This window comes from Ensifer sp. GW821-FHT05G01 (assembly GCF_059419585.1).
Genome location: NZ_JBWKSC010000003.1, coordinates 1 through 14,070, shown reverse-complemented (window position 1 = coordinate 14,070; position 14,070 = coordinate 1). Strand labels below are relative to the sequence as shown.

The following is a 14,070-nucleotide window of genomic DNA, read 5'->3' as shown; positions in this document are numbered from 1 at the left end:
ACGCATTGATGGTCTTTTCAGGCTAGAAGCGGCTTATAGGCAAATGTATCCGCAAGCGAAACCCCGAAAATTCCGGAATCGACAGGAAACCCGACATATTTCGGCATCCGCTTTCGCAAGGGGTTAGATGGCCGCCTGAAAGCCGTATCGAAAGCATCAAGCCTGGTCCGGCACCACCAGAACCTTGACCTCGCCGGCAGCAGGCGGATGTGCAATGACGCCGACCGCCTCATCGAGCGAGACACGCCGCGAGATCAGCTTGTCGATCTCGATTGCCCCCGAGGCGACGAGGTCTGCGGCGCGGCGGTGAACGAACGGGTTGATGAAGGATCCAAGCACGCGCAGCTCCCTGAAGAGAATGTCGAACGGCTCGATTTCGACCTTCTCTCCCTGCGGCATGACGCCGAGAATGACGACGGTGCCGCCCGATCTGGCGAGCCGCGTCGACTGGCGCACGGTCTCGGCAACACCCGCGCATTCGATCACCACATCGACGCCGCCGGGCACAAGGCCTGCCGGACCGGCAATGGCTTCGATGATGTCGCTCGCGGAGGGATCGACGGTCGCCGTTGCGCCAACGTCTTCGGCGAGCCTGCGTTTGACCGCCTGCCGCGTCGAGAGGATAACGGTCGTCGCACCCGCCAACCGCGCAAGCTGCACCGTCAGAAGGCCGATCACCCCACCGCCGAGAACGACGACGGACGATCCGGCACGGATGCCGGAGAGGTCGATGCCATGCAGGCAGCACGCGAGGGGCTCGCAGAAGGCGCCATGCACCGGATCGAGACTGAGCGGGATTTCATGCGCCTGTATTCGCGGAACGATCACATAATCGGCAAAACCGCCGTCGCGGTGGATACCGATCGCGCGCAAGGCGGGACAAAGGTTGACCCGCCCGGCACGGCATTGCGGGCAACGACCACAGGAAATGTTCGGGTCGCCGGTGATGCGCGCGCCGATGGCGATATCGCTCACGTCCTTGCCGACCGCTTCGACGATACCACAGAATTCGTGGCCGAGCGTGACAGGCGGCATCGACGGAAACTCGCCATGCAGGAGGTGCCTGTCCGTACCGCAGATGCCGCAAGCTTCGACGCGGACCAGCAGGTCACCGGGGCCGGGCGAGGGCGTGTCCACCTCGCGCACGAAAAGGTCGCCGATAGCCTCCAGCCGCAACGCCTTCATGACCATGCCTCCCTCGCCAGTTTCCCTGGGGCGAATAGGATCGTCAAAGCGGGACACGGTCAAGGACCCGATCAGCAGCCGGTCAACCCCACCGTTGGCGCACGGCCGCGGCATAGGTGCGACTGACCGGCACCTCGGTTCCGTCCCCAAGCTGGATCGTCATGCGGCCGTTATCCCGTACGAGCCGCGCGACGTGCGCGTCCGCCACCCAGTGGGAACGGTGCACCTGCAAGCCCTGGACCGGACCGAGTTCACCGAGTGCATCGGCGAAGCGCAACAGAATGAGTTCGCGCCCAGCGGTAGTCGTGACTTCCGTGTAGTGGTCGCTGACCGTCAGATGTAGCGGCACGCCGCGATTGGCGTGTTTCAGCCGCAACAGCAGCGGTACCTGGCCCGTATTCTCCTGGAACGTCGTCGGCCCAATGGAAGCCTGATGCCCGCGCGTGTCGGGCGTCGCTGCAAAGGTGCCGGTGTCGTCCAACTCCGACGCGGCGTCCCCATTTATCGTCATCCAGGTCAAGGCACAGAAAGAGAGCGACAGCAGCAGGCCGGTGGCGATGTCAGTGAGGACACCTGCCGCAGTTGGTGCAACAGAAAAGGTCACCGAACCGATTGCGGTGGTCACGAGACCGATCGGAATGCTGGCGACGGCAGCACCGATCATCATGCGAACGAAGCCGGAGGTGACCCTTTCGCGCATGATGCCATTGGCAAACACAGCCGAAACGATGGCGATCGCCCAGGTGAGGGCGTGCAACACCAGCCAGAACCCGAGACGCGGTACCAGGGCAAGGCGCTCAGCGGTGCTGTATGGCCCCGTGACCCAGAAGATCAGCACAACTGCTGCAAAGGTTGCCCAGAGGCGCGGCGCCTTCAGGACAAGATGCAGTTCACGAAGCGTGGATTGCAGAAATGGGCGTTTCACGAAGTTTTCCGTCAGTTCCAGTCAAAGCATTTGAATGCAGCAAGGAGACTGCCGCACGTTCGGGGAAATCAACAGCATAGAAATCCGCGATGACATTTGCACCCCTTCTCCACGCACCGTTCGCAATCCAGTTGCACGTCGCGACCGTCATTCCGGCGGCGATCCTTGGCGCTTTTCTGCTTGCCCGTCCGAAAGGCACGCGCTGGCACAGGATGCTCGGCAAGATCTGGATCGTACTCATGGTCGTGACCGCATCCTCCACGTTTTTCATTCATGAAATCAGACTGGTTGGCGGTTTCAGCCCCATTCACATGCTGTCGATCTACGTGCTCTTTGGAAGCTGGCAAGCGATTGCAGCTGCCCGGCGGCACGACATCGCCGCGCATCGCGGCCATGTCGCCGGCATGTATCTCGGCGGCATCGTCGTTGCCGGCCTCTTTACGATGCTACCGGGACGGCTGATGCATGCCAGCCTGTTCTGCGGCCTATCGAACTGGCAAGCAGCGGTGGTGGCGGTGCCATTGACTGGGCTGCTGACCGCGGCAGCCGTTCTGTCGATCCGCCAAGGTCGCCTCTTCAATCGCGGCAAGTCCTCGAAAAGATTGGCATGATCGCAACCTTGCGGGCCCGATTGCGTTTTACAACTGCATTCGGCCCGACATATAAATGATCTGACCGATATTGCGTATCGACCCACGCCGGGAGGACAGATCATGGAATGGAAAGGCCGCCGCCAATCCGGAAACGTTGAAGACCAGCGCGGGGCAAGCCCCGGAGGCGGTCTGGGCGGTAATCCATTCGGTCGGGGTGGCGGGTTTCGCATGCCCGGAGGGGGCGGAGGCATGCGTGGCGCCGGCGGCGGCATGAGCTTTGGCACCATCATCTTCCTCGTCGTGCTCTACTTCATCCTGAGGGCCATGGGCATTGATATGCTGCAAGTCCTGGGCGGCGGCGGCCCGGTCGCGCAACCGGGCTTTGAGCAGAGCGACGGCTCGCCCGCACCGCGTGGATCGGCGCAGGAAGAAGAGATGAAAGCCTTCATGTCGACGGTGCTGGCCGAAACCGAGGACACCTGGAACGGCATCTTCCAGGCGAGCGGCGAACAATATCAGGAGCCGAAGATGGTGCTGTTCAGCGGCTCCGTACGCTCGGCTTGCGGCTTCGCCTCTGCGGCATCCGGCCCGTTCTATTGCCCCGGTGACCGCAAGGTCTATCTCGACATGAGCTTCTTCGACGAGCTTGAACAGAAGTTCGGCGCGTCCGGCGACTTCGCGCAGGCCTATGTCGTTGCCCACGAAGTCGGTCACCATGTGCAAAACTTGATCGGCGTGCTGCCGAAGTTCAATCAGATGCGCCAGTCGATGAGCGAGACCGAAGCCAACCAGATGTCGGTACGCGTCGAGCTTCAAGCCGATTGCTTCGCCGGAGTCTGGGGCAAGTACACGCAACAGAAGGGTCTGCTGGAACAAGGCGACCTGGAAGAGGCGCTGAATGCCGCCACCCAGATCGGCGACGACACGCTGCAGAAACGCATGCAGGGCTATGTCGTTCCGGAAAGCTTCAACCATGGCACATCAGAACAACGCATGCGCTGGTTCAAGCGCGGCTTCGACAGTGGCAAGATGTCCGCCTGCGACACATTCTCCGGTCAGGTCTGATCCAGAGACTGCATAACCAAAGATCAGAAGGGGTCGGCTCATTCTGCCGGCCCCTTTTGTCGTTTTTACTTTAGTGGCGCTACCAAACCGGTCGCGCCGGCGTGCATCGACGCGAAGCACGACACAGTCGGGCCTGCCTTTCCGAGGGAAACCTGCTCCATACTCATTCTGCTTCGAGGGGCACCCTTTGCATCCGTGTTCTTTCCCCTGCCGACGCCGCTTAGAGCTTTCGTCGACATCCTCAAGGCGGAGCAACGGACACGGTTGCCCAGACGGGCCGCGTTTCCGCAGAGCAATGGATCAACGAACGCGATCGTTTCCATAAAAAACTTTGAGATGTTCACGTATTGTTTCGATTGAAATCATGCGTTACACCTAAATTGGTAACGTTGTTCACGTTCTGTCTCCGCGCTGGCGACGGATAGCGCGGGGAGAGTTTGATGCTCGACGAGAAGTTCGTGCGACGTGGCCTGTTCCTCGTCTTCCTCATCCTGTTTCTCGACATCATCGGTATCGCGATCATCGTGCCGGTGCTGCCAACCTATCTGGAGGAACTGACCGGCGCCAATGTGAGCGATGCGGCCATCGACGGCGGGTGGCTGCTGCTGGTCTACGCTGCGATGCAGTTCCTCTTTGCGCCCTTCATGGGCAATCTCAGCGACCGTTTTGGGCGCCGGCCGATCCTGCTTGCCTCAGTGCTCACCTTCGCCATCGACAATCTGATCTGCGCGCTAGCGACCAGCTACTGGATGTTGTTCGTCGGCCGCGTTCTCGCCGGCATCAGCGGCGCCAGCTTCGGCACTGCCTCAGCCTACATTGCCGACATCAGCAACGATGGAAACCGCGCCAAGAATTTCGGCCTGATCGGCATCGCGTTCGGATCCGGCTTTGCGTTGGGGCCCGTCATTGGCGGGCTGCTGGGCGAACTGGGACCGCGCGTACCGTTCTATGGTGCCGCGGCCCTATCTTTCATCAACTTCGTGCTGGGTGTTTTCCTGCTGCCGGAAACGCTGGACAGGGCGAACCGTCGCCGCTTCGAATGGAAGCGCGCCAATCCGCTCGGTGCGCTCCGGCAGATGCGCAACTATCCCGGCATCGGCTGGGTCGGGCTGGTCTTCTTCCTGTTCTGGATGGCGCATGCAGTCTATCCGTCCGTCTGGTCGTTCGTCTCTTCCTACCGGTACGGTTGGAGCGAGGGCGAAATCGGTCTTTCGCTCGGCATCTTCGGTATCGGTGGCGCCCTGGTGATGGCGTTCGTGCTGCCGCGCGTCGTGCCACGGCTCGGCGAATGGAGAACGGCCGTCCTTGGCCTGACTTTCACGGCACTCGGTGCCGTCGGCTATGCCGCTGCATGGCAGGGATGGATGATCTATGCCGTGATTATCGCCACCGCACTCGAGAGCCTCGCCGATCCGCCTCTGCGCAGCATCGCCGCAGGTCATGTGCCTCCGTCGGCCCAAGGCGAGCTGCAGGGCGCGCTCACCAGCATCGGCAGCATCACGACGATCATCGGCCCGCTGATCTTCACCCAGATCTTTGCCTATTTCACAGCGCCAACCGCCAAAATCACTTTCGCCGGTGCACCCTATGCACTTGCCAGTTGTTTCGTGGTGGGCGCGCTCCTTGTCTTCTGGTTCAAGGTACCGAAGCGGCTCGCCGTTGCGGCCGAAGATGTCGAGCCTGCGGAGCCGTCGGTAGAACCGCGCTATGCCGACCACGGCGCCATGCACCGAAATTGATCAATTTTCTTGATCCTTCGATGAAAAATTGAGCAGCCGAAGCTTTGTCACTGGTTCTTTCGACGGCCGTGTTCTATTTCCGTCATCCTTCCCTCCGTTCTGACCTGCGGTATCTCGGCCGCGTCGACATCCAGGAATCCGTCATGCTGACCGCCAATGCGAGCCCGACCCCGGTGCAAACCGACAATTCATGGCGCACCCATTATCGGGCAAGCCTCTATCTCGGAGTACCCTTCATCGGCGCGCAGCTGGCACAACTTGCGATCAACACGACCGACGTGTTGATGGTGGGCAAGCTCGGTGCCACCCAGCTCGCCGCGATCATTCTGGCAACGCAGATGTACTTCACCGTCTACATCTTCGGCAGCGGCTTCGCCAACGCCGTGGTGCCGATGGCTGCGCAAGCCCAGGGCAGGGGCGACAGGGTTTCGGTCCGCCGCTCCGTGCGCATGGGGCTCTGGGTTGTGCTTTGTTACGGCGTACTGACGGCGCCGGTACTCTGGCTTGCCGAACCGATCCTGCTGCTTGCCGGCCAGCAGCCGGAGGTGGCGGCCCTTGCCGCCGAGTATCTGCACATTGCACAATGGGCGATCTTCCCGGGGCTGATCTTCATGGTGCTGCGTGCGTTCCTGAGCGGCCTGGAGCGGGCAGGGATCATTCTCTATGTCACCCTGGCAACGCTCGTCCTCAATGCAGCCCTTTGCTACGTGCTGATCTACGGCCATTTCGGCTTCCCGCAACTCGGCATCTTCGGTGCAGCCGTCGCCGCCCTTGGCGTGGCGGTCCTCGGCACGGTGCTGACGGTCGCCTATATCAAGAGCAAACCGGAACTGAACCAGTATGAGCTGTTCGTGCGTTTCTGGCGCCCGGACTGGCCGGCGTTCAGGGAAGTGGTTTATCTCGGAATACCGATCTCGCTGACCATACTTGCTGAAGTCAGCCTGTTCACCGTCGCCTCGTTGTTGATGGGAACAATCGGTACGATCGAACTAGCCGCGCATGGCATCGCGCTGCAGTTCGCTTCGCTCGCCTTCATGATCCCGCTTGGAATTGCCCAAGCGGCAACAGTGCGCGTCGGCCTTTCCTACGGCCGCGGCGACATGCTCGGCGTCCGGCGCGCAGCGATTTCGGCACTGGTGCTCGGATCCGTCTTCGCGACCATCGGCAGCGCGATCTTCGCACTCTTCCCAAGCCAGCTGGCAGCACTTTACCTGGACACCAGCAGGCCGGATGCAGCCCAGGTGTTAGCCTTTGCCGCTCCGCTCATCGTGATTGCCGGCGCATTCCAGCTGGTCGACGGGTTGCAGGCGATTGCCGCCGGCATGCTTCGCGGCCTCAAGGACACAAAGGTGCCTATGATCCTGGCGATGATTTCCTACTGGCCTATCGGTTTCGTTTGCGCCTGGGCCTTCGCGTTTCCGCTCAACTTCGGCGGAACAGGCGTCTGGTTCGGATTCGTGCTCGGCCTTGCCGCCGCAGCGCTGCTCCTGAACTGGCGGTTCTTCCGCATGATCCGGACGCATAAGGTGTCGGCGGCTTAGGCAGCTTCAAATCCCGGACAAAGAAAAAGCCGGACGGGCAGGGGATGCCGTCCGGCTTTAGAAAGCGACCGCTTCAGGGGAAGAATGGCGGGCGCTCATTTTGAAACTTCTGGAGGAAAGTTTCTGCAGATTACTAAACGTTGAAGCCGCCGGTCTCGCTCGAGCCCAGTCGATCGCGCTGGAGGTCGCGTATCGTGCGGGCAAAGTCGACGAGAAAGACGAAACTGATTACCGCCGCGGAGGTCATAAAGACTGTCGCCATAACATTTTACCTTTAGCCGAAGATCTTACGGTTGCCTGAACGGTCGCGCTGCTCACGGGATTCGTCCCGGAGTGCATGTATCGTCGCAAAGATCATTGCGAAAAACATCGTCATCGAAAACAGAGCAAGTCCCATAGCCGTCATCCTTTCAGGTGCTAAACGGCAGTATCTTCAAAAAGGTTCCGTTCTTTCTTGCTTCACATTACAGTCTGCGATGTGAAACGCTCTTGAACATGGCATTCATCTAGCATTCATTTCTTTGGTGCCGCTGTTTCCCAGGGAACAGGGTTGCTCCCCTGCACAACTCTTGCGATCCGTCGCCGTCCGTGACAAAAGGCTTCACCAAACGGAAACAGGTGCGATGACGACGGCATTCTACCCCGGCTCTTTCGATCCGATGACGAACGGGCATCTCGACGTACTTGTGCAGGCGCTGAACGTGGCGCGCAAAGTTATCGTGGCGATCGGTATCCATCCGGGCAAGGCACCGCTCTTTTCGTTCGACCAGCGCGCGGACCTTATTCGCGAGTCGCTGCTCGAATTTCTGCCCGAGCGCGCCGCCGACATCGATGTTGTCTCCTTCGACAACCTCGTGGTCGATGCCGCGCGGCAAAGCGGCGCAAAGCTGCTTGTGCGTGGTCTTCGCGACGGCACGGACCTCGACTACGAGATGCAGATGGCGGGCATGAATCGTCAAATGGCGCCTGACGTTCAGACCCTGTTTCTGCCGGCAGGCACCGCATCGCGGCCCATTACGGCCACATTGGTCCGTCAGATCGCGGCCATGGGCGGTGACGTCAGCGCGTTCGTGCCCAAAGCGGTCCACGCGGCGCTGCAGGCCAAACGCAAGGCCTAGAGCCGCCACACTCCATTCACCACTCAGGGAGAAACCATGAAAATCCTCCACCTCGCTTTCGCCGGTGCCCTCACGCTTGCTTCCTTTGCGGGAACCGCATTTGCGCAGTCGGCTGACAACTTCCTCACCATCACGCTGAAGGACGGCCCTGTCGTCGTCGAGCTTCGCCCTGATATCGCACCTAAGCACGTCGAGCAGATCAAGGCGCTGGCAACGGCCGGCGAATACAACAACGTCGCCTTCCACCGCGTTATCAAGGGCTTCATGGCCCAGACCGGTGACGTCCAGTACGGCGACATGGAAGACGGCTTCCAGCCCCAGGCTGCTGGCACAGGCGGCTCCTCAAAGCCGGACCTGCCGGCCGAGTTCTCGGACGTCCCGTTCGAGCGCGGCACGGTCGGCATGGCGCGTTCGCAGGATCCCAACAGCGCCAACTCGCAGTTCTTCATCATGTTTGCCCCGGGCGACTTCCTCAACGGCCAATACACGGTCGTCGGCAAGGTCATCTCCGGCATGGAGAACGTCGACAAGATCAAACTCGGCGACGATGCCAACAACGGCTCCGTCACCGATCCCGACCGCATGATCAGCGTCAAGGTCGGCAAGTAAAGTTAAACACAAGGAGAAAACCCATGGCCGAGATCAAAGATCCGGAAAACACCATCATCATGGAGACCACCAAGGGCCAGGTCATCATCGAGCTTCGGCCTGATGTGGCCCCGGGTCATGTCGCGCGCATCAAGGAACTGGCACGCGAAGGCGCCTATGACGGCGTGGTGTTTCACCGCGTCATCGAGGACTTCATGGCACAGACCGGCGACGTCCAGTACGGCAAGACCGGCGGCGAGCATTTCAACCCGTCGCGCGCCGGCATGGGCGGTTCTTCCAAGCCGGACCTGAACGCAGAATTCTCGAACGTCAGCCACATCCGCGGCACGTGCTCGATGGCTCGCAGCCAGGCGCCCAACTCGGCCAATTCGCAGTTCTTCATCTGCTTCACCGATGCCCCGTGGCTGAACAAGCAGTACTCCGTCTGGGGCCAAGTCATCGAGGGCATGGACAACATCGACAAGATCAAGCGCGGCGAGCCGGTGCGTGATCCCGATACCATCGTGTCGCTGCGGGTTGCCGCCGACGCCTGATTTGCGCTAATGCACAAACCCGTCCCGGCCGCGCCTGATGGCCCCGGGGCGGGTTTTGCTTTTTTCTTTCAGAAACGATCATGCGCGTAGACTTGTTCGACTTCGACCTTCCGGAAACCTCCATTGCGCTCAGGCCCGTCAGCCCGCGCGACAGCGCCCGCATGCTCGTCGTCGACCCCAAGGCGCCGCAACGCCTCACGGATTACGGCGTCCTAGACCTGACTTCCTTCCTGCGTCCTGGCGACGCGTTGGTGTTCAACGACACCAAGGTCATCCCGGCGCAGCTCGAAGGCATTCGCCGTCGCGGCGAGGAGATCACGACGCCGGTCTCGCTGACGCTGCACATGCGGGTCGCTCCCGACCGCTGGAAGGCTTTCGCTCGGCCGGCGCGCCGCCTTAAAGTTGGCGACCGCGTCGCCTTTGGCCATGGCGGTAACAGTTGCATGCTCGGCACGCTCGACGCGACCGTCGAGGAAAAGGGCGACGCTGGCGAAGTCACGCTGCGCTTCGATCTCTCCGGGCCGCTGCTCGACGAAGCGATCATGGCGACCGGCCACATTCCGCTGCCGCCTTACATCGCCTCGAAGCGCGCCGAGGATGCGCAGGATCGTACCGACTACCAGACTGTTTATGCCCGCGAGGAGGGCGCCGTTGCTGCGCCGACAGCCGGCCTGCATTTCACGGAACGGCTGTTTTCCAAGCTGAACGACCTCGGCATCGAGCGCCATTTCGTGACCCTGCATGTCGGAGCAGGGACATTCCTGCCCGTCAAGGCCGACGATACCGATGACCACGTGATGCACCAGGAAATCGGCCACGTCGACGCGGCAACCGCCGAGCGCCTCAATGCCGTCAAGGCGAGGGGTGGCAGGATCGTCTGTGTCGGCACCACGTCGCTGCGGCTGATCGAAAGTGCGGCCGACGAAAACGGCACGATCCAGCCTTGGTCGGGGCCGACAGGTATCTTCATCACGCCCGGCTACCGCTTCCGCGCTGTCGACATGCTGATGACCAATTTCCATCTGCCGAAATCGACGCTGTTCATGCTGGTTTCGGCCTTCTGTGGGCTGGAGACGATGCGCGCGGCCTATGCCCATGCGATCGAGACCGGCTACCGCTTCTATTCCTATGGCGATTCCAGCCTGCTTTTCCGGAAAGACTAGATGACCGAAACCTTCCAGTTCAAGCTGCACGCAACCGACGGCAAGGCGCGCCGCGGCGAGGTTTCCATGCCGCGCGGCACGATCCGCACGCCGGCCTTCATGCCGGTTGGCACCGTCGGCACGGTCAAGGCGATGTATCTCGACCAGGTCAAGGATCTCGGCGCCGACATCATTCTCGGCAACACTTACCACCTGATGCTGCGCCCCGGCGCCGAACGGGTGGCGCGACTTGGCGGCCTGCACAATCTCATCCGCTGGCAAGGCCCGATCCTCACCGACAGCGGCGGTTTCCAGGTGATGTCGCTTGCCGGCCTGCGCAAGCTCGATGAGCAGGGCGTTACCTTCAAGAGCCATGTCGACGGCGCACTCTTCCACATGTCGCCGGAACGGTCGATCGAGATTCAAGGCTTGCTCGACAGCGATATCCAGATGCAGCTCGACGAGTGCGTGGCACTGCCAGCCGAGCCCAAGGAAATCGAGCGAGCGATGGAAATGTCGCTACGCTGGGCCGAGCGCTGCAAGGTCGCCTTCGGCGACCAGCCGGGCAAGGCGATGTTCGGCATCGTTCAGGGTGGCGACATTCCTGAATTGCGCGTGCGTTCGGCAGAGGCGCTCAAGGGCCTTGACCTTAAGGGTTATGCCGTTGGCGGGCTTGCGGTCGGCGAACCGCAGGAGGTGATGCTGAGAATGCTCGACATCACATGCCCCGAGCTGCCGGTGGAAAAGCCGCGTTATCTCATGGGCGTCGGCACCCCCGACGATATCCTGAGATCGGTCGCCCAAGGCATCGACATGTTCGACTGCGTCATGCCGACCAGATCCGGACGCCACGGCCTGGCATTTACCCGCCATGGTCGCATAAATCTACGCAACGCCCGCCACGCCGAGGACATGCGGCCGCTGGACGAGCAATCGTCTTGCCCTGCGACGCGCGACTATTCGCGCGCCTATCTGCATCACCTGATCCGCTCGAACGAATCGCTCGGCGGCATGCTGCTCAGCTGGAACAATCTGGCCTATTACCAGGAACTGATGGCGGGCATTCGGCTGGCGATCGAAGAGGGCCGCTTTGCCGACTTCATGGCCGAGACCCAGGAAACCTGGCGGCGAGGGGACCTAGCCCCTCTTTGAGGCCCCTGACAGTTCAGATCTCCGGCCCTGGCACCGCCTGCAGCATCATCACGCCATTGATCTTGTAGCTGCCGTCAGGCTGCTTCATCAGCTGGTAGACCGCCGTCCAGTCCTTGCCATCAGGTGCCGAGATCAGCACCTCCTGAATGACCTGGTCGCCCACCACCTTGGAGCGACCGAAGGCAAAATTGCCCGGTCGATAGACCGGCTGGTAACCGCGCCTGACCATGTCGAAAAACACGGTCTTGTCAGGGAACTTGTCGCGTATCGCCGGCGAAGCAAAGGAGTAGGCGGCGTCGGCATCGTCATTCAGGAAAGCCGCGATCTGATCCTGGATGATCGAACGCGCCGTATCGACAGGTTCGTCGGCCCGGCACAAGCCCGCACTTGCTAGTTGCACTGCGACACCGAGGGCAATGGCAAATGTCCTGATCATGATCGATCTCCGCCAGACGTTTTCTGCCGACCTCAGAAAGCATAGGACGTTTGTGGGCTCTGGAAATGGGGCGAACGGCCGCCAATTGCATTTCCATTTGGTCTCTAGGGTCCCAAACCACGTCCATTCAATGTGTTAGTTCGTGCTTCCATACAAACGACTTTAAACATCATAACTTGGTGATATTCGCAATTGAGCCTCGAGAGCACATTACGGCGATCACGATCGATGCCGCGGGCGGCGGCGCGTTCTGAAATCATCCGGTTCGTCACGCGCAAGCGAACGCAATCCATAGCTGCTATCACTCCTGCTTCCTGTGGCTGCTCCGGGACCTGAGATCCTTCTTCACTGCCAGCTTGCGGAGGCGTCTTTGGGTTTCTGATCAATTCACACCGAAATCTGCTCGTCCCCGAAATTCCGGCTCCGCCTTCAGCGGACTTGCGCATGGGCGGCAGGGGAGATGGGGCTTGTCAAACTCGGCGTCGCGCCTCGTCGCCGAGCACTGCTGAGCGGGACTGGGAAACGTTCCGTGCAAGCTTTCCCGCAGGTCACATTCCGCGCCCCGCCAGCGATGATGTTACCGTGAATCTCGCGTCGCCTGGGCGACCGCACCGGCCTTTCTCAGCCGTCCTCGTTCCATGGGCCGCATGAGGCTTTTGCGCCTCGAACTTTCTATGGATTGCATTCCTTCCAACGCATGACGCGAATTGTACGTTTCATCCCGTTCTGTCTTGGATGCCTGCTTGGCCGCAAGCGCCGCGCGCATGTTGGAGACCAACTGGGCTTTTCCGTGCATTTTACAACGCCTTGCATGCTCTCCGTTGAGCCGGCGCATGCTCATGGCCAGTATTTCGAGCTTGGCCCTTGTGCCGATATCCTTTCGAGTGGGTTCCACGCCTTTCGGGGCGGACTTCCCTCGGATCTCACGTCGTTGGCGATGAGCTTCGGCTTGTGATCTGTCGCGCCTTTCGCGCACTTGCTTCACGAGCTTCAGCAGATCTTCGTCGGAAACGCCCTGTATCGCGGGATGGTGTGATTGGCGCACCAGATGCCACTCGTCCTCAGTGAGCAGGCGCTCCTCTTGTTTTCGCGAAATTGCCATTCAAAATACTCCTCCCAGTTATCTTCCCAAATGAATGAGTTCACTCGTCGCCGCCAAAAAAAGGCGATGTGCGCTGAGATTGCTGAAGCAATTCTGGTATTGCATAGGAAACGTGAGGTAGTTTGTCTGGAGTTAGCCGTATCGGCGTTCAGATTTTGATCTCAAGTCCTAGGAGATGCAAGTCTGAGCGTTGGGACGAGAGGATCGCCATATTTGGAGAGCTTGCCGTTCTGGACATCTCTTTCGGAAAGTAAGATGCTCTCGACGGCGTCGGCTTCTTCCCACCGAAAGCCGAGATTTCGAGCACATTTTGACGACGGAAATCCATTGGTCCAATATTGGTAACCTGGAGTGGAGGCCGCGCTTTGCAGATGACGAGGAAAGTAATCTGGCTCATTGTGCTCGCGGCTTTCGGCAGTCCGGCAGCATCCCAAACCCACGACACCGCCGATATCGAACTTAGGGTGGGCAGCTATCTAGCGGGGACGCAGCCTGTTTCCTGCGATGACGGCAAGCGCCACCTTGAGGACCTGGGTCTTCGACAGGTCGAAACTGTAAGTTGCCAAAATCAGGTCTACACATATAGATTTGTCAGAGCTGGCGCTCGTTACGAGATTCAGATCAATGGTAGCGATGGGCGGGTGATCCGCCGAACATCGTTTTAGGGTGATCGTCTCTGCTGGATTGCGTCCCGCCGGCCATGACGCGGCCGAGGTCTTGGGCGGGTGCTTCGGCAGATGCCGCCGAGCTTGATCGCATGCCGATCCGCAATCTCCCAGGCATCGTTCAGGCCCGGGGAGAGTGACATTCCAACTTTGCAGGATCAGGACATTCTAACTTTGCGGCTGCATACAATGTCAAAGCTGATTAGAGGCGCGACGTTGCCAGCCAGTTAGAAATGCGACACTCAGCACCTCTGCCGGCGCCGAC

The 14,070-nt window shown here is 60.4% G+C and carries 14 protein-coding genes; 9 read left to right on the top strand and 5 right to left on the bottom strand.

What is annotated here, in order from left to right; translation table 11 throughout:
- Positions 1-156 precede the first annotated feature (156 nt).
- Together AC07UR_RS08860 and AC07UR_RS08855 are read right to left on the bottom strand one after the other, a co-directional pair.
- Positions 157-1,185 (bottom strand): zinc-dependent alcohol dehydrogenase family protein, encoded by a 1,029-nt coding sequence (locus AC07UR_RS08860; protein ID WP_209791784.1) that lies wholly within the window; start codon positions 1,183-1,185, stop codon positions 157-159.
- 82 nt (positions 1,186-1,267) lie between these two features.
- On the bottom strand, positions 1,268-2,110 hold the full coding sequence (locus AC07UR_RS08855) for a LytTR family DNA-binding domain-containing protein (protein ID WP_209791782.1): 843 nt from the start codon (positions 2,108-2,110) through the stop codon (positions 1,268-1,270).
- A gap of 89 nt (positions 2,111-2,199) precedes the next feature.
- Here AC07UR_RS08855 and AC07UR_RS08850 point away from each other — a divergent pair, with 89 nt between their 5' ends.
- The 4 genes from AC07UR_RS08850 to AC07UR_RS08835 all read left to right on the top strand — a co-directional run bounded on the left by AC07UR_RS08850 (position 2,200) and on the right by AC07UR_RS08835 (position 7,048).
- Positions 2,200-2,721 carry a DUF2306 domain-containing protein gene (locus AC07UR_RS08850; protein ID WP_209791780.1) on the top strand — a complete coding sequence of 174 codons (522 nt, stop codon included), beginning with the start codon at positions 2,200-2,202 and terminating at the stop codon, positions 2,719-2,721.
- Positions 2,722-2,823: 102 nt separating this feature from the next.
- Entirely contained in the window at positions 2,824-3,768 is a 945-nt protein-coding gene (gene ypfJ / locus AC07UR_RS08845) for a KPN_02809 family neutral zinc metallopeptidase (protein ID WP_173419990.1), read from the top strand.
- 440 nt (positions 3,769-4,208) lie between these two features.
- Positions 4,209-5,507 carry a TCR/Tet family MFS transporter gene (locus tag AC07UR_RS08840; RefSeq protein WP_209791777.1) on the top strand — a complete coding sequence of 433 codons (1,299 nt, stop codon included), beginning with the start codon at positions 4,209-4,211 and terminating at the stop codon, positions 5,505-5,507.
- A gap of 143 nt (positions 5,508-5,650) precedes the next feature.
- The gene (locus AC07UR_RS08835; RefSeq protein WP_209791775.1) at positions 5,651-7,048 is read left to right on the top strand and encodes an MATE family efflux transporter; all 1,398 of its coding nucleotides are present in this window, start codon (positions 5,651-5,653) and stop codon (positions 7,046-7,048) included.
- Positions 7,049-7,181: 133 nt separating this feature from the next.
- Here the strand turns inward: AC07UR_RS08835 and AC07UR_RS08830 are convergent, their stop codons facing one another.
- The gene (locus tag AC07UR_RS08830) at positions 7,182-7,310 is read right to left on the bottom strand and encodes a hypothetical protein (RefSeq protein ID WP_268833757.1); all 129 of its coding nucleotides are present in this window, start codon (positions 7,308-7,310) and stop codon (positions 7,182-7,184) included.
- Positions 7,311-7,671: 361 nt separating this feature from the next.
- Between AC07UR_RS08830 and coaD the strand changes: the two genes are divergently transcribed.
- The 5 genes from coaD (at position 7,672) to tgt (ending at position 11,602) form a co-directional block, all read left to right on the top strand.
- Positions 7,672-8,166 (top strand): pantetheine-phosphate adenylyltransferase, encoded by a 495-nt coding sequence (gene coaD / locus AC07UR_RS08825; protein ID WP_077503546.1) that lies wholly within the window; start codon positions 7,672-7,674, stop codon positions 8,164-8,166.
- A gap of 36 nt (positions 8,167-8,202) precedes the next feature.
- Positions 8,203-8,775, top strand: a complete 573-nt coding sequence (locus AC07UR_RS08820) for a peptidylprolyl isomerase (RefSeq protein WP_209791773.1) — start codon at positions 8,203-8,205, stop codon at positions 8,773-8,775.
- Positions 8,776-8,798: 23 nt separating this feature from the next.
- Positions 8,799-9,308: a peptidylprolyl isomerase gene (locus tag AC07UR_RS08815; RefSeq protein ID WP_173419986.1), complete on the top strand. Its 510-nt coding sequence runs from the start codon at positions 8,799-8,801 to the stop codon at positions 9,306-9,308.
- Between the two features lie 80 nt (positions 9,309-9,388).
- Positions 9,389-10,471: a tRNA preQ1(34) S-adenosylmethionine ribosyltransferase-isomerase QueA gene (gene queA / locus AC07UR_RS08810; protein ID WP_209791771.1), complete on the top strand. Its 1,083-nt coding sequence runs from the start codon at positions 9,389-9,391 to the stop codon at positions 10,469-10,471.
- The gene (gene tgt / locus AC07UR_RS08805; RefSeq protein ID WP_173419984.1) at positions 10,472-11,602 is read left to right on the top strand and encodes a tRNA guanosine(34) transglycosylase Tgt; all 1,131 of its coding nucleotides are present in this window, start codon (positions 10,472-10,474) and stop codon (positions 11,600-11,602) included.
- Between the two features lie 13 nt (positions 11,603-11,615).
- Here the strand turns inward: tgt and AC07UR_RS08800 are convergent, their stop codons facing one another.
- Both AC07UR_RS08800 and AC07UR_RS08795 read right to left on the bottom strand, forming a co-directional pair.
- Positions 11,616-12,038, bottom strand: coding sequence for a DUF4864 domain-containing protein (locus tag AC07UR_RS08800; protein ID WP_209791768.1), 423 nt, complete (start codon positions 12,036-12,038; stop codon positions 11,616-11,618).
- Between the two features lie 577 nt (positions 12,039-12,615).
- On the bottom strand, positions 12,616-13,140 hold the full coding sequence (locus AC07UR_RS08795; protein WP_209791766.1) for a hypothetical protein: 525 nt from the start codon (positions 13,138-13,140) through the stop codon (positions 12,616-12,618).
- Positions 13,141-14,070: the final 930 nt, after the last annotated feature.

Bases quoted from the DNA above. Each gene is read 5' to 3' on its own strand.
- AC07UR_RS08820 (WP_209791773.1), top strand. From the start codon at position 8,203: ATGAAAATCCTCCACCTCGCTTTCGCCGGTGCCCTCACGCTTGCTTCC.
- AC07UR_RS08860 (WP_209791784.1), bottom strand. From the start codon at position 1,185: ATGAAGGCGTTGCGGCTGGAGGCTATCGGCGACCTTTTCGTGCGCGAG.
- queA (WP_209791771.1), top strand. From the start codon at position 9,389: ATGCGCGTAGACTTGTTCGACTTCGACCTTCCGGAAACCTCCATTGCG.
- AC07UR_RS08815 (WP_173419986.1), top strand. From the start codon at position 8,799: ATGGCCGAGATCAAAGATCCGGAAAACACCATCATCATGGAGACCACC.
- ypfJ (WP_173419990.1), top strand. From the start codon at position 2,824: ATGGAATGGAAAGGCCGCCGCCAATCCGGAAACGTTGAAGACCAGCGC.
- AC07UR_RS08850 (WP_209791780.1), top strand. From the start codon at position 2,200: ATGACATTTGCACCCCTTCTCCACGCACCGTTCGCAATCCAGTTGCAC.
- AC07UR_RS08840 (WP_209791777.1), top strand. From the start codon at position 4,209: ATGCTCGACGAGAAGTTCGTGCGACGTGGCCTGTTCCTCGTCTTCCTC.
- coaD (WP_077503546.1), top strand. From the start codon at position 7,672: ATGACGACGGCATTCTACCCCGGCTCTTTCGATCCGATGACGAACGGG.
- tgt (WP_173419984.1), top strand. From the start codon at position 10,472: ATGACCGAAACCTTCCAGTTCAAGCTGCACGCAACCGACGGCAAGGCG.
- AC07UR_RS08835 (WP_209791775.1), top strand. From the start codon at position 5,651: ATGCTGACCGCCAATGCGAGCCCGACCCCGGTGCAAACCGACAATTCA.
- AC07UR_RS08800 (WP_209791768.1), bottom strand. From the start codon at position 12,038: ATGATCAGGACATTTGCCATTGCCCTCGGTGTCGCAGTGCAACTAGCA.
- AC07UR_RS08795 (WP_209791766.1), bottom strand. From the start codon at position 13,140: ATGGCAATTTCGCGAAAACAAGAGGAGCGCCTGCTCACTGAGGACGAG.
- AC07UR_RS08830 (WP_268833757.1), bottom strand. From the start codon at position 7,310: ATGGCGACAGTCTTTATGACCTCCGCGGCGGTAATCAGTTTCGTCTTT.